General features: G+C 34.8%; 25 protein-coding genes and 1 riboswitch. Of the genes, 6 read left to right on the top strand and 19 right to left on the bottom strand.

Annotated features, from left to right (window positions below):
- Nucleotides 1-41 precede the first annotated feature (41 nt).
- Entirely contained in the window at nucleotides 42-200 is a 159-nt protein-coding gene (locus AB1279_RS17555) for a hypothetical protein (RefSeq protein WP_429751193.1), read from the bottom strand.
- A gap of 250 nt (nucleotides 201-450) precedes the next feature.
- Here AB1279_RS17555 and AB1279_RS17560 point away from each other — a divergent pair, with 250 nt between their 5' ends.
- On the top strand, nucleotides 451-636 hold the full coding sequence (locus tag AB1279_RS17560; RefSeq protein ID WP_336482640.1) for a YkvS family protein: 186 nt from the start codon (nucleotides 451-453) through the stop codon (nucleotides 634-636).
- 46 nt (nucleotides 637-682) lie between these two features.
- On the opposite strand, the gene queF is transcribed toward AB1279_RS17560, so the two are convergent.
- From queF to queC, 4 genes are read right to left on the bottom strand one after another with little or no spacing between them, the layout of a single operon-like run.
- On the bottom strand, nucleotides 683-1,180 hold the full coding sequence (gene queF, locus AB1279_RS17565; protein ID WP_035435424.1) for a preQ(1) synthase: 498 nt from the start codon (nucleotides 1,178-1,180) through the stop codon (nucleotides 683-685).
- Nucleotides 1,181-1,209: 29 nt separating this feature from the next.
- Nucleotides 1,210-1,926 carry a 7-carboxy-7-deazaguanine synthase QueE gene (queE, locus tag AB1279_RS17570; protein ID WP_429760084.1) on the bottom strand — a complete coding sequence of 239 codons (717 nt, stop codon included), beginning with the start codon at nucleotides 1,924-1,926 and terminating at the stop codon, nucleotides 1,210-1,212.
- Entirely contained in the window at nucleotides 1,919-2,413 is a 495-nt protein-coding gene (queD, locus tag AB1279_RS17575; RefSeq protein WP_429751196.1) for a 6-carboxytetrahydropterin synthase QueD, read from the bottom strand. The genes queE and queD overlap by 8 nt, the downstream gene beginning before the upstream one ends.
- Complete coding sequence (gene queC, locus AB1279_RS17580) at nucleotides 2,413-3,075, bottom strand: 7-cyano-7-deazaguanine synthase QueC (RefSeq protein WP_020061893.1); 663 nt, start codon at nucleotides 3,073-3,075, stop codon at nucleotides 2,413-2,415. Before queC ends, queD begins: the two co-directional genes overlap by 1 nt.
- Nucleotides 3,076-3,169: 94 nt before the next feature.
- Nucleotides 3,170-3,213, bottom strand: a riboswitch (PreQ1 riboswitch).
- A 234-nt stretch (nucleotides 3,214-3,447) separates the two neighbouring features.
- Here queC and AB1279_RS17585 point away from each other — a divergent pair.
- Entirely contained in the window at nucleotides 3,448-4,656 is a 1,209-nt protein-coding gene (locus AB1279_RS17585) for an ATP-binding protein (RefSeq protein WP_429761460.1), read from the top strand.
- Between the two features lie 10 nt (nucleotides 4,657-4,666).
- On the opposite strand, the gene AB1279_RS17590 is transcribed toward AB1279_RS17585, so the two are convergent.
- From AB1279_RS17590 to AB1279_RS17605, 4 genes are all read right to left on the bottom strand, one after another.
- Nucleotides 4,667-4,783: a DUF6254 family protein gene (locus AB1279_RS17590; protein ID WP_090915292.1), complete on the bottom strand. Its 117-nt coding sequence runs from the start codon at nucleotides 4,781-4,783 to the stop codon at nucleotides 4,667-4,669.
- A 290-nt stretch (nucleotides 4,784-5,073) separates the two neighbouring features.
- Nucleotides 5,074-5,607 carry a DinB family protein gene (locus AB1279_RS17595; RefSeq protein ID WP_429751197.1) on the bottom strand — a complete coding sequence of 178 codons (534 nt, stop codon included), beginning with the start codon at nucleotides 5,605-5,607 and terminating at the stop codon, nucleotides 5,074-5,076.
- A gap of 139 nt (nucleotides 5,608-5,746) precedes the next feature.
- Nucleotides 5,747-7,441 (bottom strand): M3 family oligoendopeptidase, encoded by a 1,695-nt coding sequence (locus AB1279_RS17600; RefSeq protein WP_429760085.1) that lies wholly within the window; start codon nucleotides 7,439-7,441, stop codon nucleotides 5,747-5,749.
- 274 nt (nucleotides 7,442-7,715) lie between these two features.
- Nucleotides 7,716-8,162, bottom strand: a complete 447-nt coding sequence (locus AB1279_RS17605; protein ID WP_429760086.1) for a MarR family winged helix-turn-helix transcriptional regulator — start codon at nucleotides 8,160-8,162, stop codon at nucleotides 7,716-7,718.
- Between the two features lie 173 nt (nucleotides 8,163-8,335).
- On the opposite strand from AB1279_RS17605, the gene AB1279_RS17610 reads away from it, so the two are divergent.
- Complete coding sequence (locus AB1279_RS17610) at nucleotides 8,336-9,832, top strand: ATP-binding protein (protein WP_429760087.1); 1,497 nt, start codon at nucleotides 8,336-8,338, stop codon at nucleotides 9,830-9,832.
- A gap of 26 nt (nucleotides 9,833-9,858) precedes the next feature.
- Here AB1279_RS17610 and AB1279_RS17615 read toward each other — a convergent pair whose 3' ends face one another.
- On the bottom strand, nucleotides 9,859-10,140 hold the full coding sequence (locus tag AB1279_RS17615; protein ID WP_429751200.1) for an aspartyl-phosphate phosphatase Spo0E family protein: 282 nt from the start codon (nucleotides 10,138-10,140) through the stop codon (nucleotides 9,859-9,861).
- Between the two features lie 517 nt (nucleotides 10,141-10,657).
- On the opposite strand from AB1279_RS17615, the gene AB1279_RS17620 reads away from it, so the two are divergent.
- Nucleotides 10,658-11,431 (top strand): divergent polysaccharide deacetylase family protein, encoded by a 774-nt coding sequence (locus AB1279_RS17620; RefSeq protein WP_429760089.1) that lies wholly within the window; start codon nucleotides 10,658-10,660, stop codon nucleotides 11,429-11,431.
- A gap of 26 nt (nucleotides 11,432-11,457) precedes the next feature.
- Here AB1279_RS17620 and cbpA read toward each other — a convergent pair whose 3' ends face one another.
- From cbpA to AB1279_RS17635, 3 genes are all read right to left on the bottom strand, one after another.
- Nucleotides 11,458-12,084 (bottom strand): cyclic di-AMP binding protein CbpA, encoded by a 627-nt coding sequence (gene cbpA / locus AB1279_RS17625; protein ID WP_429751202.1) that lies wholly within the window; start codon nucleotides 12,082-12,084, stop codon nucleotides 11,458-11,460.
- A 160-nt stretch (nucleotides 12,085-12,244) separates the two neighbouring features.
- Nucleotides 12,245-12,874 carry a class II aldolase/adducin family protein gene (locus AB1279_RS17630; RefSeq protein WP_336482629.1) on the bottom strand — a complete coding sequence of 210 codons (630 nt, stop codon included), beginning with the start codon at nucleotides 12,872-12,874 and terminating at the stop codon, nucleotides 12,245-12,247.
- Nucleotides 12,875-13,030: 156 nt separating this feature from the next.
- A complete protein-coding gene (locus AB1279_RS17635; protein WP_429751203.1) occupies nucleotides 13,031-13,153 on the bottom strand; it encodes a hypothetical protein in 123 nt (40 codons plus the stop codon).
- A gap of 177 nt (nucleotides 13,154-13,330) precedes the next feature.
- On the opposite strand from AB1279_RS17635, the gene AB1279_RS17640 reads away from it, so the two are divergent.
- A complete protein-coding gene (locus AB1279_RS17640; RefSeq protein ID WP_429760090.1) occupies nucleotides 13,331-15,079 on the top strand; it encodes a B12-binding domain-containing radical SAM protein in 1,749 nt (582 codons plus the stop codon).
- Between the two features lie 68 nt (nucleotides 15,080-15,147).
- Here AB1279_RS17640 and AB1279_RS17645 read toward each other — a convergent pair whose 3' ends face one another.
- Together AB1279_RS17645 and AB1279_RS17650 are read right to left on the bottom strand one after the other, a co-directional pair.
- Nucleotides 15,148-15,930 carry a DeoR/GlpR family DNA-binding transcription regulator gene (locus AB1279_RS17645; protein WP_429760091.1) on the bottom strand — a complete coding sequence of 261 codons (783 nt, stop codon included), beginning with the start codon at nucleotides 15,928-15,930 and terminating at the stop codon, nucleotides 15,148-15,150.
- A gap of 375 nt (nucleotides 15,931-16,305) precedes the next feature.
- On the bottom strand, nucleotides 16,306-16,458 hold the full coding sequence (locus tag AB1279_RS17650; protein ID WP_429751206.1) for a hypothetical protein: 153 nt from the start codon (nucleotides 16,456-16,458) through the stop codon (nucleotides 16,306-16,308).
- 176 nt (nucleotides 16,459-16,634) lie between these two features.
- Here AB1279_RS17650 and AB1279_RS17655 point away from each other — a divergent pair, with 176 nt between their 5' ends.
- Complete coding sequence (locus AB1279_RS17655; RefSeq protein ID WP_429760093.1) at nucleotides 16,635-16,970, top strand: DUF3905 domain-containing protein; 336 nt, start codon at nucleotides 16,635-16,637, stop codon at nucleotides 16,968-16,970.
- A gap of 243 nt (nucleotides 16,971-17,213) precedes the next feature.
- Here the strand turns inward: AB1279_RS17655 and AB1279_RS17660 are convergent, their stop codons facing one another.
- The 4 genes from AB1279_RS17660 to AB1279_RS17675 form a co-directional block, all read right to left on the bottom strand.
- Entirely contained in the window at nucleotides 17,214-18,563 is a 1,350-nt protein-coding gene (locus AB1279_RS17660; protein ID WP_429760094.1) for a TrkH family potassium uptake protein, read from the bottom strand.
- A 12-nt stretch (nucleotides 18,564-18,575) separates the two neighbouring features.
- Nucleotides 18,576-19,778, bottom strand: a complete 1,203-nt coding sequence (locus AB1279_RS17665; protein ID WP_429760095.1) for an NAD(P)/FAD-dependent oxidoreductase — start codon at nucleotides 19,776-19,778, stop codon at nucleotides 18,576-18,578.
- 323 nt (nucleotides 19,779-20,101) lie between these two features.
- Nucleotides 20,102-21,187 (bottom strand): class III poly(R)-hydroxyalkanoic acid synthase subunit PhaC, encoded by a 1,086-nt coding sequence (gene phaC / locus AB1279_RS17670; protein WP_429760096.1) that lies wholly within the window; start codon nucleotides 21,185-21,187, stop codon nucleotides 20,102-20,104.
- Between the two features lie 82 nt (nucleotides 21,188-21,269).
- Nucleotides 21,270-22,013: an acetoacetyl-CoA reductase gene (locus tag AB1279_RS17675; protein ID WP_429760097.1), complete on the bottom strand. Its 744-nt coding sequence runs from the start codon at nucleotides 22,011-22,013 to the stop codon at nucleotides 21,270-21,272.
- Nucleotides 22,014-22,077 lie beyond the last annotated feature (64 nt).

A 22,077-nucleotide genomic window follows, 5' to 3' on the forward strand; every position in this document is an offset into this window, starting at 1 on the left:
CAACATGTTTCACATTATATTATTACAAATCCATGTATGTCTCATTCAGTACTCCCATCTTCATGGCTAGAAAAAGAAGATACACCATCAACTCCCTCATAGTATATGTATGTTTCATGTTCTCGAATCATTTTTAATTTCGTATATGCAAACAGAAATAAAATAATAGCTATCAAGCTCCCCACAATCTCAAGTTCCATTTTATCGCCCCCGTTTCATTATACTCCCATATATTCATCTTACAATTATAAATATGAGTTCCTTACATTCATGTTACAAATATGAATATAAGTTTCTTACTATGAAATTCTTGTGAAAAATTAGTATTTTTTTCAAAAAAATAGCATGGAAACATTTACAAAAGATGAAATATCGTTCAAAATAAAGAAAAATACAAAAAGAACGAATCTTGTTCTCTTTTTCGTAAAAATGTAACAAGGAGAGTTGCTTATGAAAATCGCGGAAGCTGGAGATATCATTGAATTCAAAGACGGTTTACAAGGGCGCGTTCAAAAAGTAAATAAAAACTCTGTTATTGTAGATATAACAATTATGGATAATTTTAGAGAGTTAGATATGGAACCGCTTACTGTTGTCAATCATAAAAACTATACAATTATTACACAACATGTATAAAATACTAGAAAAGAAGAGACAGCCTACAAAGCTGCCTCTTTTTCCTTTAGCGATTATCTACTGTTTCTGGATATAAATCATGATTCATTAAACGATATTCAGCCATTTTTTCATATTTCGTGCCAGGGCGTCCATAGTTACAATATGGATCAATAGAAATACCACCACGTGGTGTAAATTTACCCCATACTTCGATGTAGCGTGGATCCATTAGTTTGATTAAGTCATTCATAATTACATTCATGCAATCTTCGTGAAAATCTCCATGATTACGGAAACTGAATAAATATAACTTTAACGATTTACTCTCTACCATTTTTTGCTCTGGAATGTAGCTAATGTAGATTGTCGCAAAATCTGGTTGTCCTGTTTTCGGGCATAAGCTTGTAAACTCCGGACAATTAAATTTTACAAAATAATCACGATTTGGATGATTATTATCAAACGTCTCTAAAATTTCCGGGCTATATTCAAATAAATATTTTGTATTTTGATTTCCTAGTAATGTTACATCTTTCAAATCTTCATCTTTTCTTCCAGTCATCTTAAAATCTCCCTTCATTCATACAGTACTTATACACCGCGTTTATTGCCCCATACTAAAGCGTGAAGTTGCGGTAATACTTTCGCATCATTCATTTCCTTACATTGCATTGCTTTGTCAATGAGCCATTCATATTTTGTAAGTAGACGTTGAATTAACGATGTATCGTCTGTTGTCTGTGTATCATCATTTCCAACTTGTAAGAAGAACGGAACGTGCGGATAACGTTCATGTACCTCTTTTGCGTATGCAAAATCTCGATCGTCAAATACAACCACTTTTAAACTAAATTCCTTTCCTTCTAGCTTATCAATGATTGAATCCAATATAACAAAATCCGTTGTCATCTTTGAACTCGGTGGCTTTGGTGAGATTGTCACCTCATCTATATGAAGTAACCAATCTTGCCATTTACTTCCTTGCGTTTCAATTGCTGTACGAATCCCTTTCTTTTTTAATAAAGAAATCAATTCTCCTAAATGTTTCAACAACGCTGGATTCCCACCTGAAATCGTTACATGTGAGAAATTTTCACCACCAATTTGCACAAGTTCAGAAAAAATTTCTTCTGACGACATTTGACGAATTTGCTCTTTCGCAGAACCGTCCCATGTAAATGCAGAATCACACCATGCACAGCTATAATCGCAACCTGCTGTGCGAACAAACATTGTTTTTTGTCCAACAACCATTCCTTCTCCTTGAATTGTCGGCCCAAAAATCTCTAATACAGGAATGTTACTCACCCATCATCCACTCCCGTCTTACTTCTGCATAACTTGTTGGTGTTTCAAATAAGCGCACAAACTCAACACGCGCTCCTTTATATTCATTTTGTCGATCACCTTTTGTTAGTGCCTCTTCCATTTTCTCGAAAATCCATACAACCATATTTTCAGCAGTTGTATTCATTGCTGGAAGTGTTTCATTTAAGTAACGATGATCTAAATATATTTCAATTTCATTTTTCCAAATTTCTTTTATATCACCAAAATCAATCGCTAGGCCAATTTCATTGACATAACCACTAATTCCGAAAATTACTTTATACGTATGTCCATGAAGGTTTTTACATTTCCCTTCATAACAGTGTAGATGATGTGCAGCATCAAACGTAAATTCTTTACTAACCATAACACGCTTATTATGATACTTCAGTTGCTTACACTCAATGTCTTGACCTATTTTTTGTAAATTTTCAACAATGCGAAATCCAAAGAAGTTTTGTGTCATTATGCTTTCGCTCCTTCACGCTCTTGTACATATTTATCAAGTCCTGCTTTACGAAGCTGACACGCTGGACATTCACCGCAACCATCACCAATAATCCCGTTATAACAAGTTAACGTTTTTTCACGGACAAATTCAAATGCCCCAAGTTCGTCTGCTAATTTCCACGTTTCCGCTTTATCAATCCACATAAGTGGTGTATGAATAACGAATGGATAATCCATCGATAAATTTAATGTAACGTTTAACGATTTCACAAACACATCACGGCAATCTGGATACCCGCTAAAGTCTGTTTCACACACACCTGTTACGATATGGCGTGCCCCTACTTGTTTAGCTAATACAGCCGCAAACGATAAAAACAATAAATTACGTCCATCCACAAATGTCGACGGCAACTCGCCATCTTCATGTGTTATTTCCATATCTGTACGCGTTAACGCATTAGGAGCAAGCTGATTTAACAGGCTCATATCAAGTACAGTATGTTTCACACCTAACTCTTTTGCGATTTCTGCTGCACAGTCAATTTCGAGCTTATGACGTTGATTATAATTAAACGTCACTGTTTCTACTTCTTCAAACTGTTCAAGCGCCCAAAATAAACATGTTGTACTATCTTGACCGCCACTAAAAACAACAACTGCTTTTTCCTTTTTCATTTCACTCATTCTCCTCTTTTTTCGATTACAAGAAGAAAGAGCGTTCTTGAACTGTCATACTAAAAAAACAAAACAATATCTAAAGAATATTGTTCTCTCCTTAGTTTTTTATAGAGGGAGTTCGCGAACCTCTCCCACGCTACGCATGGACTGTCTTCTTCAATTTTCATCTTTCATTGTAACATAGCGGATGTAAGAGTGGAAAACGTCTGTTTTTTCTATCTTTTCTAAAAATATTATTTTATTTTCCTTCATATTAATAGTATGATAATTCTATATATCACATCTTTCACTTCTCACTACAAGGAGGTTTTAAAGCTGAAGCTTTTTATTATGTACCTCTTCTTAAATATATTGTTTATTCTAGTTACAATGCTAATTTATCATTTATTTTGGAGTGAAAAAGGAAATCGCTCTCCGAAGCTCAATTCGCTTGTATTTGTCCTGTCTTGCAGCATTACCGCTATTGTTTGTATGTCGTTTGCTGCAAAAGTTGATTTCGGCTTTCAATTCGACTTCCGACATATTGTGCTAATTGTCGGAACTTTATCCGGTGGCCCAGTAGCAGGTGGTGCAATTTTTGGCGTTATGAATCTATATCGTTTTTTTATTGGCGGCAGCGGTGTCATCCCTTCTTTTATTGCATCTATCGTTTTGTACATTTTTCTTATTACAACATACAAAACATATATAAGAGGAAAAATACGACCAAAAATGTATTTAGCTTTTTTTTACAGCCTGATTTATGGCATAGTTTGGATTCCTTATTTTCTATCTATAGTTCCAAATCCGAAGAACTATCTACCTTATATCATTACATACGAATTATGCACCATCATAGGAACGATTTTAATTTTATACTTAATGGACGTATTACAATCGCAAGTTCGTCTTGCAAAAGAACTTGTGAACGCCGAGAAATTTCAATTGATTGGTGAGATGGCGGCTTCAATTTCACATGAAATTCGAAACCCTCTTACATCAACGAGAGGATTTCTTCAATTGCTACAATCGAAAAACTACACAGAACAAGACAAACTGTTGTACTTAGATATCGCTATACACGGTATTGATCAAGCTAACCATGTATTAACAGACTATTTAACATTTGCAAAACCAAGTATTGAAAAAATACAAACGTTACAGTTAGAAGAAGAATTACTTCATGTTCTTACGCTCATGACACCATTAGCGAACCTTTCTAACGTTCGTATTCATTATACGAAACAAAGTAAAATATTTTACATAACGGGAGAAAAACACAAGCTTAATCAATGTCTTTTAAACATTGTAAAAAATTGCATTGAAGCGATGCCAAACGGCGGAGACCTTACATTTACCTTAACACCCGCTCATAAACACATCCAATTACATATTCAAGATACCGGAATTGGTATGAACAATGAACAAATAAAACGCCTCGGTTCCCCTTTTTACTCTACAAAAGAAAAGGGAACAGGTCTTGGAATGATGGTTGTGTTTAGTGTCGTAAAAGCAATGAACGGAAAAATTAAAATATCTAGTAAGAAAAATGTTGGAACATCTTTCCTTCTTACATTTCCTTTAATAGAAAAAACGTGATGCAACTGCATCACGTTTTTTTCGTTTCATCCACAAGTTCCGCAAAAGTTTTCACTTTCCCATGTGGCTGCTGATGTTCTTTTCGCGCTTTCCATTGTCGTTCTTGCTCCCGTTTTTTATTTCCCATTATTTCAACTCCTTTTAAGATGTCCTTATATATGTTCCGACATATAAAGTAGGAATATACATACATGAAACGATACACAACTCATGGAAATTGAAATAACAGTGGTGCATGTCACCTGCCATCCTAAAAAACTTCCATCAGTGGAGAATGAAGCTCATCCCACTTGATGGAAGTTTCACTTTATCCCGCATGAACAGGCAGTATCTTCAGCTTCTCTCGATGACTAACTGCCCGTAAATGCCCGATTGGTGAAAGCTTTCCAGCAGAGCACCACTGATGGAAGTTTCACTTTATCTTTGCAAAATTGAATGTTTCGCTTCTTTCAACTGTGTAAGATGACGTTGTTCATGTAAATCTAAGAATTGTACCCATTGATATAAATTAAGCTCATCAAATACAGGGTGTTTAAGCGATTTTTCAAATAGTTCTTTTTCATTAACAATGCTATGAAGAACATGCAAGAGCTTTTCTCTTGAACTTTGCAGCAATTGAATCATTTGTGCTTTTTTCATTATCGTTTCTGTTGGTTGCATTTGCTGAGGGGCTTCTCTCTTTCTTGTTCGATCGAGTGTAAGTTGAAGGTCTTGTAGTGGAACAACTTTTCTTTCGTTTTTATGAAGTGCATATACAATTGCGGATGTAACAGATTGTTCAACTAGATGAAGGTGATGTAAAACTTGCATTATGCTCCATTTATCGCGGCGTGGCTTCGTGTTAATTTCTGTATCCGTTAACATTTCAATTTCTGATAAAAGCATCTGTCTTGTAGACGACATTCCTCGTAACAACGTCTCCATATTCATATTTGCATAAGATTGCGCCATATTTCTCCCCCCTATTTGGTTAAAAAGAGGCGCTTCTTCAAAGAAACACCTCTTTTTTAATTATTCTAAATTTTCTTTTATTATCTCATTTTTCCAAACATGTGTCGATTGTAAATTCATAAAAAACAGTGTATATTTTTTACAATTTTGTGTCATCTACTTCATCTAACCATGCATGAATTTCATCGATGACACCCTTCACACATCCATCAGCAAACGGAGAGATTAAATTTGCCGTTTCAACTAATCGTAAAAATGATTTACTTCCGCCTTGACGACAAAGGTGAACATAATCTTCCCATGCTTCTTGACGATTCTCTCTAGAGCGTTTCCAAAATTGAAGTGCACAAATTTGCGCTAACGTATAATCAATATAATAAAATGGTGAATTATAAATATGCGCCTGACGTTGCCAAAAGCCTCCGCGCTCTAAATAATCATTTTCTTCATAATCACGGTGTGGTAAGTACTTTCTTTCAATCTCACGCCAAGCTGCTTTACGCTCAGCTGGTGATGCGTCTGGATGTTCATATACAAAATGCTGGAATTCATCAACAGATACACCATATGGTAAAAATAGTAAAGCCGAACTTAAGTGTGAGAAGTAATATTTCTCTGTATCTTCTTCAAAGAATAATTTCATCCACGGCCATGTGAAAAACTCCATGCTCATAGAATGAATTTCACATGCCTCATACGTCGGCCAATTATATTCTGGAATTTCATACTGGCGGCTTTCATATACTTGGAAAGCATGTCCTGCTTCGTGCGTTAACACATCAATATCACCAGACGTTCCATTAAAATTTGAGAAAATAAAAGGTGCTTTATAGTTTTCAATATATGTACAATAGCCTCCGCCAGCTTTTCCTTTTTTTGCAACAAGATCAAGTAAATTATTTTCTAACATAAAGTTAAAAAATTCATTTGTTTCTTCTGATAGTTCTTTATACATTGTTTTGCCGTGATTCACAATCCAATCAGCATCACCTTTTGGTACAGCGTTACCAGATGCGTATTCAAAGTTCTCATCATAATACGCAAGCTTCTCTACCCCAATGCGTGCCTTTTGCCTTTGTCTAAGCTCTGTTGCAACAGGAACAATATAATCAAGCACTTGCTTACGGAAATTTGCAACCATCTCTGCATTATAGTCAGTGCGATACATTCTTGCATATCCAAGTTCTACAAAATTGTTAAAGCCAAGTTTCTTCGCAATTGTCGTTCTTACTTTTACAAGTTCATCATAAATATGATCTAACTCTTCTTCATGCTCTGCTAAAAAACCGTAATATGCCTCACTTGCTTGTTTACGCATATTACGATTTGTATGCTGCATAAACGGGGCAAGTTGTGATAATGTTCGCTCTTCTTCTTCAAATAAAATTTTAGCTGCCGCTAATAACTGCGTATATTGAGAAGATAATTTATTTTCTAGCTGTAGATCCGCTACCACTTCATCAGAATATGTTTTCATTTCAGCCTCTGCAAGTGCAAAGAGCTGTGTACCATAATATTCTTCTAATTGTTTTCGAAATGGGGACTGTGTTAATGCCTCATAATACTTTGTTACATACCCTTTCACAATTGGAGAATATTCATCAAAGAAATCTTGTTCTTCTTTATAGAATTCATCTGTCGTATCTATACTGTGACGAATATAACATACGTTATACATAGTGCTGAAATCATTGCGAATTGCATTAATATGTGCAATTACTTTCTTTTGTTCTTCCACTGTTTTTACACTCTTGAACTGCTGCAAAGCTTCTGTAAATCTTTCTTTCACTTCATCCATATTTGGACGTTTGTACTCATAACTTTCAAATGCCATGTAAATAGCCCCTTTCTCTTCTAAAAAGCATTCTCGTACTATTATTCCATATCTTTTGCAAATCCCCTTTATTGAACAACAGAATTCACCTACATATATTTTAAAATTCATACATTTTAATTTCAAACTTGAGATACATTGAAAATTCTATACTATTGTTCATTAAGTAAGAAATATGATACAACTAATCATCAGTGAAGGGCTTACCGCTCGCAAATAGCGGGATAAATAAAAAAACTTTGAACTATGCATTCAAAGCTTATAAGACTTTTTACTATTTCTCATATTTCCCTATCTTCTTTAACAACGTTAATAGTTGATCTTTCTCATCCTTGTTTAACATATGGAATGATTCATGTATGACTTTTTCATGATTCGGAAAAATATTGGAAATCAATTGCAGCCCTGATTCAGTTAAATGAGCATAAATGACACGCCGATCATTTGGACAAGGCTTTCGCTCTACAAGTCCTTTTTTTTCTAATTTATCAACAACATACGTAATACTGCCGCTTGCAATTAAAATTCTTTCACCAATTTGTTGCAATGGTTGATCTCCCTTATGATATAACAGTTCTAGCACTGCAAACTCTGTTGGATTTAACCCGTTACTTTGAATAGATTTATTGGTAGTATCCATAACCGAACGGTGTACGCGCGATAAAGCGATAAATACTTTTAACGATTTGGAAATATTTTCTCTCTCATACTGAGATGTCATAACTCTTCAATCCTTTACTAAATTTCTTTTCAAATAGCAATATTATATCAAATTTCAAAAACACCGTCTTGTTTCAACGTATTACAATAAAAAATAATAAAAAAATATAAAAGCACTGCATATTTAAGAATGTTTATATATAATGAAAATAAAAACAGAAGGAGTTAGCAATTTTGAACGTAAAACTACGCAACACGCTTTTATATATTTTGCTTGTTATATTGCCAACTCTTTGTATTAGCGCTCTCTTTTTTTCATACCACAAATATACAATGCAGCGTGAAAATAAACAGGCAGCTCATACAGTCGGATTTTTATATAGAGACTATTTAGATCGTTATTTAGGGGATGCAACATCTGCATTAGAAATGCTTGCTATGGTTATTAGCACAAAAACGAAGGATAGTAATCAAATCCAACAAGTCCTACAAAGTACAGATGAAAGAGACCCTCGCTATTCTGGTCTGTATTATGCGAATACAGATTATAAAATTACAGTAGCATCATCCAGTTTAAAAAAAAGCTTTGATATCGCCGATCGTTCTTATGCACAAGAGGCTTTGAAAAATAAACGGACCACGGTTTCATCTGCAATTACTGATCGTATTTCTGGACATCGAGTCATTGCGATTGCTACTCCTGTTCTCAAAAAGAATAAAGAGGTTTCCGGACTACTCATAGCAAGTTTACGATTTGACTATATTGCAGCATCTTTAAATGCAATCAAACCAAAATACCATTTTGAAGTGCTTGATAAGCAGGGAATTACATTTTTACAAGATGATAATCACAAATTTTCTCAAAAAAACATACAACCAATTACTGTTCCATTAACAAGATTACCGTGGAGCGTTTCTATTTATCCGTTACCTATTCAACAAAATATTCTATACCAGAACGTCTTTACAGAATGTTTAATAACATTCTTTCTTATGAGTATTTTATTTTTAGTTGGAAAGTATATGCTTCTGAAAAGGCAAACAAAATTGGAAAGAAAACAAAATGAAGTACAAAAAATGGAATTAGTTGGCTCTCTTGCTGCAAGTACAGCCCACGAAATTCGTAATCCTCTTACAGGCATTAAAGGACTCGTCGCTCTTTTAAAAGAAAAACATACAAATGAACAAGACCAATTTTATTTCTCAATTATTGAACAAGAAATTGAGAGGATTAATGAAATTGCCAGTGAATTCCTTATCCTTGGAAAACCAACTGCTATTATTGAAAAAACATACGATTTAAGAAACATTGTAAAAGAAGTTTCGTTAATTATTCAATCTGAGGCAAATTTACATAACGTTCAAATTTCCATACATATGCCAGAAAATCCAATTCTTATTCGTTGCTCAAATGATCATATCAAACAAGTTATTTTAAATATTACAAAAAATGCTTTTGATGCAATGTCATTAGGTGATACATTGACAATTATAGCCGAAGCAAGCGGAAATACAGCTCAATTACGTATTATAGACACAGGGAAAGGAATTCCAGAACACATCCAAAAACATATTTTCCATCCATTTTTTACAAACAAAGATACAGGAACAGGACTAGGCCTTGTCGTATGCAAAAGAATCATTGAAATGTACAATGGTCAAATTACGATTAAAAGCAAAGAATATGTAGGAACAACTGTATGCATTACACTCCCGCTCCATTCACAATAATCATCCCTTTTTCCATACAGGGATGATTATTTCATAAATGCTGTAATAAACATTCTCCAAAACACATTCGATCTCACATTGTTTGACGTTTTAAAAACTGGCGTTTTTATCATTAAAAACCATTTCGATACTTTATTCTCTTTGTAACGTTGATATTTCATAATAAGCATGTCCAATTCTTGACTTACTTGAATTGTCTCTAGACTATTAAGTCCATTTATAAGCCCTAAATGAATCATTTCTTCGCGCTTCACATTAATATCGCGTAAAAGCTTGTCCAATGTAGATTTCCTTTTTGCTACAAACATACATATCCCCCTCGATATTCTTCGGTAATCTGTATTCCTTTCTTATTAAAAATGGAATTTTCTGTTTTTAATCCGTTAAGTGTGAACGTTCAGAAAATTAAACATTTTCTCCCTGTAATTTACAAATCTTTATCCTCACCTTGAGAATTATTACAAATTATTCTATCTTTGTAAATACATTCGCAATAATAGACATTTTTTTTGTTTTATTTTAGTTGAAACCCCTCTTAATTATAATTTTCCCTCTTTTTTACAATTACATTTTCGACATTTTATGCGGTTAAATTACTTCAAAACGTAAACGATAACAGTAGACTATCATTTATCCGGCTATTCGCGGGCAGGAAGACCCCCATCCCAAGACTATGAGAAATTAAAGAATATAAATGAGGAAACCATCAGCAGATGAGATCTCCTATCTACTGATGGTAGTTTCATTCTACTCATTTAAACCGAAAATGAACAATCTCTCGTCTATTGATGGGTGTTTTGTATTATTAAGAAGGGAGAATCTTACATGCGAAAATATATTGTTATCTTTTTACTTACGGCGCTACTGCCAGTCATAACTTTTTCTGTACCGACCTACGCTCATACAAATAAAGTAGCAATTGTCATTGATGACTTTGGAAACAATATGAAGGGAACGGAAAAAATGTTATCTCTTCCTATTCCGTTAACCGTTGCAGTTATGCCATTTCTTCCATCCACAAAACAAGATGCAACATCAGCTCATCAAAAAGGACACGAAGTTATTATACATATGCCGATGGAGCCTGTAAAAGGAAAAAAAGAATGGCTTGGTCCAAAAGCTATTACAACAGACTTAAGTGATGATGAAATTAGAAGTCGCGTCAAACAAGCAATTAAAGAAGTTCCATTTGCAATTGGAATGAATAATCATATGGGTTCAAAAGCAACTGCTGATGAAAGAGTGATGCGTATTATACTATCCGTTTGTAAAGAACATGGTCTCTTTTATTTAGATAGTAAAACAAGCCCAAACAGCGTTGTAAAAAAAATTGCTGAAGAAATTGGTGTACCTACTGTAGAAAACAAGCTATTTTTTGATGATGTATATACTTCTTCTCACGTAACAAAACAAGCAAATTCTCTTTTGAAGAAAATAGAAAAAGAACCTGTTATGGTAGCTATTGGTCATGTTGGGCCACCAGGTGAAATTACCTCTTCCGTCATTCGGTCTTACATTCCGAAAATTCAAGAAAAGGCTGATTTCATCTTCTTATCTGATCTTGTATCACCAGCGCCACCTGTTTCTTCACAAAAATAGAGAGAGGCTTCTGCCTCTCTCTATTTCTAAATACGGTCTACATGACTGACTCGAAAACCTTTTTTTTCTAATCTTGCCACTAATGCTTCTAGCTCTTTTTGGTTTAAATCCTCTGTAAGATTAACAATAACACGCCTTATATATTGATCACCATTATCTAACGTAAATAAACCACCGATATTATAAGACTTTAATAATGTGCCAAGCTCTTTAATAATTCCTTTAGATTCATGCGTCGCTAACGTTAATATATACCCACCTGTATTCATTCCAAATGAGTCTTCAATTACATCAAAAATATTAGAATGTGTTAAAATGCCCACAAACTCATGGTAATCATTTAGTACAGCTAGAAATGGCAGTCGACGAATTGTATAAAAAGCTCGGAAGAAAGAATCACGCTCAAAAATAAATGCTTGCTCATTTTCCATTAGCTCCGAAACTTTTTCTTTGCTTCCTTCTTTCTCCCTACATTTATTCTCTAACATATCCGCTTTATAAATAATACCCTTGAAAGTCTTACTATCCTCTGTTAAGACAGGAATCGCTCTATATCCACAATGATCCATTATCTCTAACGCCCGTTCTACATCTTCATTCTCTGAGCAAGTCACAACCTGTTGCTTTGGAAGAAAATGATATTTAACTCGCAAAATACGTTCCTCCCCACATGACGACATGTAATCTATATATAATAAGGAGAGCCATATTTTATGAGTAAAAATTCATTTATAAAAACGCTTTCATTTTCAAAGTTTCTTTGTACCTTATCCCATCTCTCTTTAGGTATTTCTACCTAAAGAAGACTTTCAATTAAATAACTGAGCTTTTCGTTCCTTTAATCATTAACAGTTTCACATGATAATTCATTAAGTACTCTAATCCTTCTAACCATTTTTTTGTTTCTTCTGGCGTTGTTCCCCATACAATTAATCCGTAATTATGAACAAGCACAGCTCCTCCGCCCTCGGTAAAGCAAGGCACACTCTCTTCTAGCAAATTCGCAAATTTACTTTCATTTTCTACAATTGGAATTGTAATACCTGTAATGCCCTCCTTACCAAAAACACGTTCTACATTTCTTTGTTCAAACGTTACTTCTCCTTCTTTTCCATATAACTCAGACATTAAATGACTATCAACTGTTTGTACTTGTAAAATGCATTCTGCCTGACTTTTCTTATAAATATCTGCATGCATAAATGACTCTGAAGCTGGTTTCTCATCAATCGCAAATACTGGTTCACACGTACTATTGACTACAATAAAATCATCTTCCGCAAATAATCCTTTATCTTTCCCTTCTATATTAACTAAAAATGTAAGCGGATCTTTAGACGTACGCATTGATAAGCTAATTTTTGTCCCATAAAACCAATCACGAAGAGCCAACTCCATCTTAATATCCCGTAATTCTTTCCATTTCTTTAAAAATAATAACACATTGTCACCCCCGTATTGTTATCTTCTGTTTCTATGTAAAAGGCGATATTTTTTTGATAATTCGCAAAATTTAATTGAATTATCACATGAGAAACCTTTTTTGTCAATACGCTTTTGCCATGTTCCATAAACTTTATCCAAATAAAAAGAGCCCTGTTATAAGGCTCTTTTGTTCATCATAATTTGCAGCATGGCATTCTTCTCTTGTTCATTAATAATGCGTAGTTTTTGTAGTATATGTGCATATATTATTATCTTCTCACGCATTCTGTTACTCACCTCTTCTCCCTTCTTTCCCATAACCAACTTTTTTTCTGTTGGTAAATTATATGACGATCAAGAAAAAATGTGTCCTTTTTTTTTGCACATAGCCAACATTTTGCGAATGTTGTTTTTTTTCCATATATATGCCTATACTAAACAATGTAATTCTAAATTAAAGTTGAGGGAAAAAATATGAACGTTGTTATTAGTACGTTAAACGCAAAGTACATTCATACAAATCTAGCAATTCGTTATATCAAAGCATATGCCCAGCCTGAATTTGATTTAGAAATGGCTGAATATACGATTAACGATCCTGCCATGAATATTGTTACTGATTTGCATAAGCGTAAACCTGATGTAATAGGATTTAGCTGTTATATTTGGAACATCGAAGAAACAATTGAAGTCATTCAAATGCTCAAGAAGATTAATCCAAATCTTATCATTTTTGTCGGTGGTCCAGAAGTTACATATGATGTGACAGATTGGCTAAAACGTGTTCCAGAAATCGATTTTATTATTATTGGTGAAGGAGAAATTGCTGTAAAAAATCTTCTATTTGAAATACAAGGTGCACAGCAATTTGAAAAGCTTGACGGTATCGGATTTATAAAAGCTGATGGTACCCATGTAATAAAACCGCAACGTGAGAAACTAAACTTAAAAGAATTACCATCACCATATCGTTTTCCGGAAGATATTCCACATTTAAGTAAACGCATTACCTATATTGAGACAAGTCGTGGTTGTCCGTTTAGCTGTCAATTTTGTTTGTCTTCTATTGAGGTTGGCGTTCGTTACTTTGATCGCGAACGTATTAAAGAGGATATTCGCTACTTAATGAAGAATGGTGCACGTGTTATAAAATTCGTCGATCGTACTTTTAACATTAGCCGTAGCTATGCCATGGAGATGTTTCAATTTTTAATTGATGAACATGTACCTGGAACCGTATTTCAATTTGAAATTACAGCCGATATTATGAGGCCTGAGGTCATTGAATTTTTAAATACACATGCCCCTGCTGGCTTGTTCCGATTTGAAATTGGTGTACAATCTACAAACGATCAAACAAACGACCTTGTAAAACGACGTCAAAACTTCGAAAAACTGACGAGAACAGTTACAATGGTTCGTGATGGACAAAAAATCGCACAACATTTAGACTTAATTGCCGGACTGCCCGAAGAAGACTATCAATCATTCAGAAAAACATTTAATGATGTCTTTGCTTTAAGACCAGAAGAATTACAACTTGGCTTTTTAAAAATGCTGCGTGGTACAGGACTTCGAATTCAAGCAAATGATTATCAATATGTATACATGAATCAGGCACCATACGAAATGCTTGGAAATAATGTCCTATCATTTGATGAAATTATTCAAATTAAACAAGTTGAAGATGTATTAGAAAAATATTGGAATGCCCATCGTATGGATAACGCTGTGTCATATGTTATATCTCATACATTTGATACACCTTTTGATTTCTTTCAAGAATTTGGAACTTATTGGGATACACAAGGATGGAGCCGAATTGGACACCAACTAGAAGATTTATTCCAACGTCTGTATCAATTTTTACAATCAAGAGAAACGACACAACTTCATACGATTAAGGCTTTATTGACAGTTGATTATTTACAAAATCATAAATATCGTCCTCGTAAATCATGGATAACGGAACAAAAGAAAAAGGAGGAAGTAAATTCCTACTACAAAATGATTATGGAACGCCCGAACATACTAGGAGACGAATTTGCTACGCTTCAATTGGCAGAAAAAGATTTGTATAAACATACCATTATAGAGCATATACCATTTGACTACCACTCTTACATGAAGCATGGTGAAATGATTTCAAGACCTTCCATCCTTGTTGCCTACTACAATCCGAAAACGACACAATGTGAATTATATGCAACAAATGTGAGCTGATTAACAGAACTTACATAATTTCACAAGAAAAACAGGGGCTTTCATTCATACCGGAAGCCCCTGTTTTTCTAACTAATAGTCCAGCGAATACCCGCTCTCTTTACCTCTTCTTCAAAGCTATGTGGCATGCTTTTATCACAAATGACATGATGTATATCTAAAAATCCAGAAATACGATAATTCCCTCTTATTCCCAGCTTTGTATGATCGCATAAAATAAATGTTTCTTCTGATTGTCGAATCATAGCTTCTGATAACTTCGCTTTCTCTAATTCAAAGCTTGAAACTCCGAAAGTAGGCAGAAGTCCATCAATTGAAATGAATGCTTTATCAAAGTGAAATTGCTGAATGGCTTGTTGAGAAATAGACCCTGATACCCTGCAATGCTTGGGAGTCACTTTTCCACCAATAAACAACAATTGACCATCAATCATTTTCTTATTAATAAAAGAAATTAATTGCGTTGCAACGGGAAACGAGTTTGTAATAACAGTCAAATTTTTTCGGTAAATAAGATATGGTACCATTTGGAGTGGTGTGCTACCATCATCAATAACAATGACATCACCATCCTCTACAAAAGTTGCTGCTTTATAGCCAATACGTTTTTTTTCTTCTAAACATAGCATTTCTCTTTCTAGCATTGGAGGATCCACTTTAGTCCCTGGTAATCCGACTGCTCCCCCATATACTTTCTTCAACTTCTTCTCGCGATCTAGGTCTCCTAAATATCTACGAATTGTTTCTGTTGATACCGAAAGTTCTTTTGCAAGCTCTGATACGTTTACTTTTCCTCTTAACTCTACTTGCTCAATAATGATCCGCTTACGCTCTTCTCCGACAACAGACATGACTTCACCTCCACTTATAAAAGTCTTATTTCTCTTATACCAATACTACTTACTCATGTATATAAATTCTTCGCTTCTCTCTCAATCTTGAGATAGAGGGCTTACTGTCTGCGAATAGCGGGATAAATAAGAAAAAGACCATCCCTGTTGTTAAAATTTTTCTTCATGTTTTGTCCTCTCCTTTGTTTTCATATGTATAATTTCAATATAAACGTAAAGTGTAAAAACTATATTAAACAAAGATTAATCTTTTGTTTGTTTTTGTGTAATACGTTGCTACTTCTATGTTTTCTCCCTCTTTTTCGCCTACAACATAACAATGAATTTACAACAATTAAAAAATCCCACAAAAAAGAGACGTTTATAAAAAACGCCTCAGTTTTTCTTGCCTTTTTTCGAATTGCGATTTGCATATTTTGCAACATCTTCATTTTCGTACTCGACTGCAAATTCCGCATCCGGCAAGCTTTCTTTTGGAGTTTGATTGTTTCTTGCAGCTGCGTTACGACTTACCTTTCGTTTTACCATACGAAACACTCCTTAATCCTTTATATAAAACCAACGCTTACAGTACTAATATGGACATTGAAACTCCACTCTATAGATGGTAACTGTTAACAAGTTGCGAATATGCAATGTGAGGAAATGCTATAAATTAGGAAGGTATATATGCCTTTCACTTTCATAAACAAGGAGCGGTAAATGTGAAGAGAAACCAACCAATCGACTCTCCGATTCTTGATGAAACAATTCCGCATCAAATGAATTTTCCTTCTTTTAAAGGAACTGGGATCACGATGCAACCACCATTCACCAATGAGTATGGCGTGATTATTGGCGACAGCCAATATAATTCAGAAAATAGCCCCCTGAATCAGTGGAGTGATGATATTGATCCTGCTATTATGGCTGGAGACCAATGGGTACATCCAACAAATGATATCGGCTGGATTTCTGAAGAAAATCAAGAATTACTGCAAAAGAACCATAATGATTCAGAAGAAACTTTTATGCATCCGCAGTTTGGTATTAACGATTAATACAAAAATGGCTGTTTCCAAAAGATTAGTAAATACCAATCTTTTTGGAAACAGCTCCTTCTTTTTATATAAATTAAATTGATTTTTGTACTTGGACATAAAGTGAAACTTCCATCGGTATAGATCTTACTTCCCGTGAATAGTGAGATAAAAACATTTACACAAGTATTCTTTTCTGAGAAAAAATATTTGTGTAAAAATAATAAAACTGTCCAAAAATGATACTTTTGGAACAGCTTCTTCTTATCCAACAATAATCCGTTCTTTCGGATACCTATATCGGGGTGGTCTCTCTTTTCCGCCAATTACAAATATGAACGTTAAAATACCAATCCGCCCGATAAACATGAGTGCCATCAATACAATTTTCCCAGTTGTTGTAAGTTCCGGTGTTATTCCAGTCGATAAACCAACTGTGCCAAATGCTGAACATACTTCTACAACAAGGTTCATTAATGGAAATGGTTCCGTTATACATAAAACAAATAGTGCTACGGCACATAGCAAAGCACCCATCAATGTAACAGCAAATGCTTTTACAATATCTTCTTCGTGTAATTGCCTTCCAAATACTCGCACACTTTTACCGCCTTTTGCAAAGGAATACAATACGAGGATACTAACAGCAAATGTCGTAGTACGAATGCCACCGCCAACAGAGCTTGGGGAAGCTCCAATAAACATTAATATACTCATAAAGAAAAGTGTCGGAGGCGAAAATTCTTGAATATCCATCGTTGCTAAGCCGCCACTTCTTGTTGTAACTGATTGAAACAATGTATAAAACAACATTTCATCCCATGATTTCCCGTGTAAAAAATGATTCCACTCTAACAGAAAAATAACGATTGTTCCAACAATCACTAAAGTAAAGAACGTTGTCGTTGTGAGTTTTGTAAATAATGAAAACCGAAATAATTCATGTTTCTTTTTACCTATATATTGCTTGACTTCAATCAATACCGGAAAACCAATTGCCCCTAAAATAATAAGAAGCATATGAATAATTTGTACGATATAATCTTCTTGATACGGTACAAGCGATTGTCCCGTCAAATCAAATCCGCCATTCGTTGTAGCACTAACAGCTGCAAAAAAACCATGAAAATAAGCTTCCTTCCAAGTAGGGAAGTAGTTTAAAAATCTTGTTCCTAATAACAGTGCACCAATTACTTCAATTGAAACAATTAATATTAAAATAGAGCGCATTAAATGAACAAGTCCAGCTAAACTCCATTGATTTTGATCTGCCATAATTAGGCGCCGCTGCTGCAGGCCTATTTTCTTTCCTGTGATCATCCAAACAAACGTACCAAGCGCCATAATACCAAGGCCACCTAATTGTAAAATAAGTGCCAATATAACAATACCTGCTGTAGTAAATGTATCTGGAATCGACACAACGGATAAACCTGTTACACTTACTGCACTAACAGATGTAAATAAAGCATCAATAAATGTCCACTTAACTCCTGGCTTTATAACAAATGGCATGCTTAATAATATAACAGACACAATAACAGCAATACCATAAAATAAAACGATGAGCTGTACCGGCCTTAAATGTTGTAGCAATTTCCTAATAGCTTTCATTCCATCACTTCTTTAACTTTTTTTACGACGAAATATTTCGAAATCCGAACTACTCCCATGTGCAAATAATTCTTGAAATATTTTTGCAAATACCATACCATAGACGGTACCATTCCCGCCATAAGTTAATGCATAATAGAGATTTGCAATCGATTCATCCTCTTTCAAAATGGGCATTCCGTCATGAGTTCCGCCAAATATTGCTGCCCAATAATATTCTGCTTGTACATGTTTCAACTGTGGAAATAATTTTGATGTTATTTGAATAAGAAGATTTCTTTTATGTAGTAGGTGTGTGTCACCATATTTTTGTAACATCATCGGTTCATCTAAGCCACCGATTATAATTCGATTCTTATACGTGCGGCAATATAAATACGGACGCGCAGTTTCCCAAATTAACGACTGCTTGTACCATCCATCGAAGTTTGGTTGTTCATTTGTGACAATTGCATAAGAAGTTGCCAAAGTTGCATTTGCTTCTTTTTTTATTTGTTGCGTTTCGTATCCTGTAGCTATAATAACCGCTTTACATATAATTTTCTTGCCGTTTTTTGTATAACAGATTATATCTTTATGAACAGATTTAATATGAACAATCTCTGTATCTTCAAAAATAGTCGTTCCATTCTTTTTTGCTTTATGAATAAGAGCATGTGTCAACACATACGGATTCACTTCTGCATCTCCTCTTGTATATAAAGCAGCTGGTTTTGTAAATGAGTAACGTTTCGTTATATCCTCTTCTGTAAAAAACTCAACAGGAAAATCATAACATCGTAATGTATCACATTCCTTACGTAGAAATGAAACATCCTCTTTATTACTTGCATAATATAAGCTTCCTCTACGAATAAATTCAGTATCTATATCGAGTTTTGTTACCACTTGTTCCAAAGTATCCAGCGCATCGTAACATAATCGATATGCTCGAACTCCTTTTTCTACACCAAATGTATGCACAAATGAAGTTAATGATTTATCTTGAGTATATTGTAGCAACCCTGTATTCGCAAGTGTACTTCCGCTTGCAACTTTCCCTTTATCTACAACTGTCACTTGTAGTCCAATTGCCGATAACATATATGCAAGTTGAGCACCCATTTGACCACTTCCAATAATAAGCACATCACATATCATATCATTTTCCAACATTTTATAACAGGGTGCAGAAATTCCTTCATTCCAAAACAATTTTCCAAATTGCAGTTTCATCAAATCTCTCCTAAAATAAAGGTGTCTTTCTTTGCCTTATTATTTTTCTTTATTTCCCATAAAAAAATCCAGCTAGTTTTCACTAGCTGGATTTTAAATTATCACGCTCTAACAGCGGTTCTCACTTCTTTCAATGCCGCCCGTATGAGCCCGATTGGGCGGGCTTTCTATCAGTGGGAAAAACACCCACTGATAGAAGTTTCGCTTTACCCCGCTCTAACGGGCAGTATCTTCAGCTTCCCTCGGTGGCTAACTGCCCGTATGAGCCCGATTGGCTCAACTAACTATCAGTGGGAAAAACACCCACTGATAGAAGTTTCGCTTTATTTTGAACGTTCCTCAAGCCAGTTACCAATTGTCGGATACGTTTGTTTTACTGCTGTTCCTCCGTATACAATTGACATGTGCCCTGTCGGGATACACACATATTGCTTATCAATACTAGAAATATGATCTAACAATGCTTCCACTTGACATGGGAGTGCAATATGATCACGTTTAGCAGAAATGTTCAATACATTTGCCTTAATATTTTCTAATTTCACTTGTTGGCCGCGAATGACAAGTTCCCCTTTTACTAACTTATTTTTTTGGTAGAACTCACGAATCCATTGACGATATGCTTCTCCTGGAAACGGAATTCCATCCGCAACCCATTTTTGAACTAATCTCCAACTTTCTACAAACTGTTCATTTTCTGAGCGATCAAGAAGCGCTACATATGGGCCTACAAAATTGGAAATTGGTTTTAACATTTTATTTCCGAAATCAATCATTTCTGGAGGAATATTCCCAAATGTATCAACTGCTTTATCTAAATTAAAATATTTTTCATCTAATAATGGTCCATATAAACCTGTATCCGAGAAGTCAAACGGGCTCGTCATGAAAATTAAATTACGAATTGGCATATGCGGATGAAGGGCAGCATAAATAGAAGTTAAAGTTCCGCCCATGCAATAACCAAGAAGAGAAATCTCTTCCGCATTTGCTGTGCGCAATACTTTTTTTACAGCTTTTGCAATGTAATCAAGAACAAAATCATCAAATTTCAAATGACTATCTTCTAAACCAAATGTTCCCCAATCTAGCATATACACATCAAAGCCACGGTCTACTAAATATTCCACTAAACTATTCCCTGGTGTTAAATCCATAATATACGGTTTATTAATAAGAGCATAAATTAACAAAATAGGAACAGAATGTGTTTTTTCTTGTTTTGGAATGTAACGATATAACTTCGTCTTATTTTTCGTCCAAATAACTTCTTTCGGTGTTAAGCCCACTTGCGGCTCCGGTTCACGAAGTAACACTTCACTTGCTCGTTTAAAGCGTCGATATGCTTTTCGATATTCCTCTGGATATAACTCTAATTGTTTTTCCCATTCCGCTCTTAATGTTGTCATTTTTACAACTCCTTTATTTTCATTTCTTTTAGAAAGAAAGAAGTGCATACCTATCATAGACATGCACTTCTTTGTTGTTAGATTACATATATAAACCGCCGTTAATATTTAATTGCTGTCCTGTAATGTATGCACCATCGCGGCATAAATATACAACACCTTTTGCAATTTCATCTGCTTGACCGAAACGTTTCTTCGGAATTTTCGCTACGATTTGCTCACGAACATTTTCCGGAACTTCTGCTACCATCTCCGTATCAATAAAGCCTGGACAAATCGCATTTACTGTTACATTTGTTCTTGCAAGTTCTAATGCTAAAGATTTTGTGAACCCAATCATACCAGCTTTTGCAGCTGAATAGTTCGTCTGCCCAAAGCCACCAGCTTGCCCAATAATAGAAGAAATACTAATAATTCGTCCTTCTTCTGCTTCTGTTATGTATGGAAGTACAGCACTTGTTGTATTAAATACGCTGCTTAAATTTACATCGATAACGCGATCCCAATCTTCACGGTTTAACTTTTTAAATGTACGATCTCTCGTAATACCAGCATTGTTAACTAAAATGTCCACTTTACCAAAATGTTGTACTGTTTCTTCTACAAGACGTTTTGCATCTTCTAATTTAGAAACATCCGCTTGACAAGCATATACATCATGGCCTTCTTTTGCTAGCTCATTCACAAGGTTCTCAGCAGCGTCTTTACTGCTATTGTAGTTAATCACTACTTTTGCACCTTCTTGTGCTAGTGCTACTGTAATTGCTTTTCCAATTCCCTTTGCTCCACCTGTTACGATTGCTACTTTTCCATGTAATTGAGCCATTTTTGCTCCCCCTTTGTTATAATTCGCGGCCACATGATGGATGAACTTTTCCTAGACGCCCACC

Origin of the sequence: Bacillus sp. S14(2024) (assembly GCF_050473785.1) — a bacterium.
Classification (GTDB): Bacteria; Bacillota; Bacilli; order Bacillales; family Bacillaceae_G; genus Bacillus_A; species Bacillus_A yunxiaonensis.

Coding starts and splice junctions, on each gene's coding strand:
- AB1279_RS17640 (WP_429760090.1), top strand. CDS start 13,331: ATGAACGTTGTTATTAGTACGTTAAACGCAAAGTACATTCATACAAAT.
- AB1279_RS17605 (WP_429760086.1), bottom strand. CDS start 8,162: ATGACATCTCAGTATGAGAGAGAAAATATTTCCAAATCGTTAAAAGTA.
- AB1279_RS17615 (WP_429751200.1), bottom strand. CDS start 10,140: ATGTTTGTAGCAAAAAGGAAATCTACATTGGACAAGCTTTTACGCGAT.
- AB1279_RS17675 (WP_429760097.1), bottom strand. CDS start 22,013: ATGGCTCAATTACATGGAAAAGTAGCAATCGTAACAGGTGGAGCAAAG.
- AB1279_RS17660 (WP_429760094.1), bottom strand. CDS start 18,563: ATGAAAGCTATTAGGAAATTGCTACAACATTTAAGGCCGGTACAGCTC.
- queF (WP_035435424.1), bottom strand. CDS start 1,180: ATGACTGGAAGAAAAGATGAAGATTTGAAAGATGTAACATTACTAGGA.
- AB1279_RS17665 (WP_429760095.1), bottom strand. CDS start 19,778: ATGAAACTGCAATTTGGAAAATTGTTTTGGAATGAAGGAATTTCTGCA.
- AB1279_RS17585 (WP_429761460.1), top strand. CDS start 3,448: ATGCTAATTTATCATTTATTTTGGAGTGAAAAAGGAAATCGCTCTCCG.
- queD (WP_429751196.1), bottom strand. CDS start 2,413: ATGACACAAAACTTCTTTGGATTTCGCATTGTTGAAAATTTACAAAAA.
- AB1279_RS17590 (WP_090915292.1), bottom strand. CDS start 4,783: ATGGGAAATAAAAAACGGGAGCAAGAACGACAATGGAAAGCGCGAAAA.
- AB1279_RS17600 (WP_429760085.1), bottom strand. CDS start 7,441: ATGGCATTTGAAAGTTATGAGTACAAACGTCCAAATATGGATGAAGTG.
- AB1279_RS17560 (WP_336482640.1), top strand. CDS start 451: ATGAAAATCGCGGAAGCTGGAGATATCATTGAATTCAAAGACGGTTTA.
- AB1279_RS17555 (WP_429751193.1), bottom strand. CDS start 200: ATGGAACTTGAGATTGTGGGGAGCTTGATAGCTATTATTTTATTTCTG.
- AB1279_RS17620 (WP_429760089.1), top strand. CDS start 10,658: ATGCGAAAATATATTGTTATCTTTTTACTTACGGCGCTACTGCCAGTC.
- phaC (WP_429760096.1), bottom strand. CDS start 21,187: ATGACAACATTAAGAGCGGAATGGGAAAAACAATTAGAGTTATATCCA.
- AB1279_RS17650 (WP_429751206.1), bottom strand. CDS start 16,458: ATGGTAAAACGAAAGGTAAGTCGTAACGCAGCTGCAAGAAACAATCAA.
- AB1279_RS17645 (WP_429760091.1), bottom strand. CDS start 15,930: ATGTCTGTTGTCGGAGAAGAGCGTAAGCGGATCATTATTGAGCAAGTA.
- AB1279_RS17595 (WP_429751197.1), bottom strand. CDS start 5,607: ATGGCGCAATCTTATGCAAATATGAATATGGAGACGTTGTTACGAGGA.
- queC (WP_020061893.1), bottom strand. CDS start 3,075: ATGAAAAAGGAAAAAGCAGTTGTTGTTTTTAGTGGCGGTCAAGATAGT.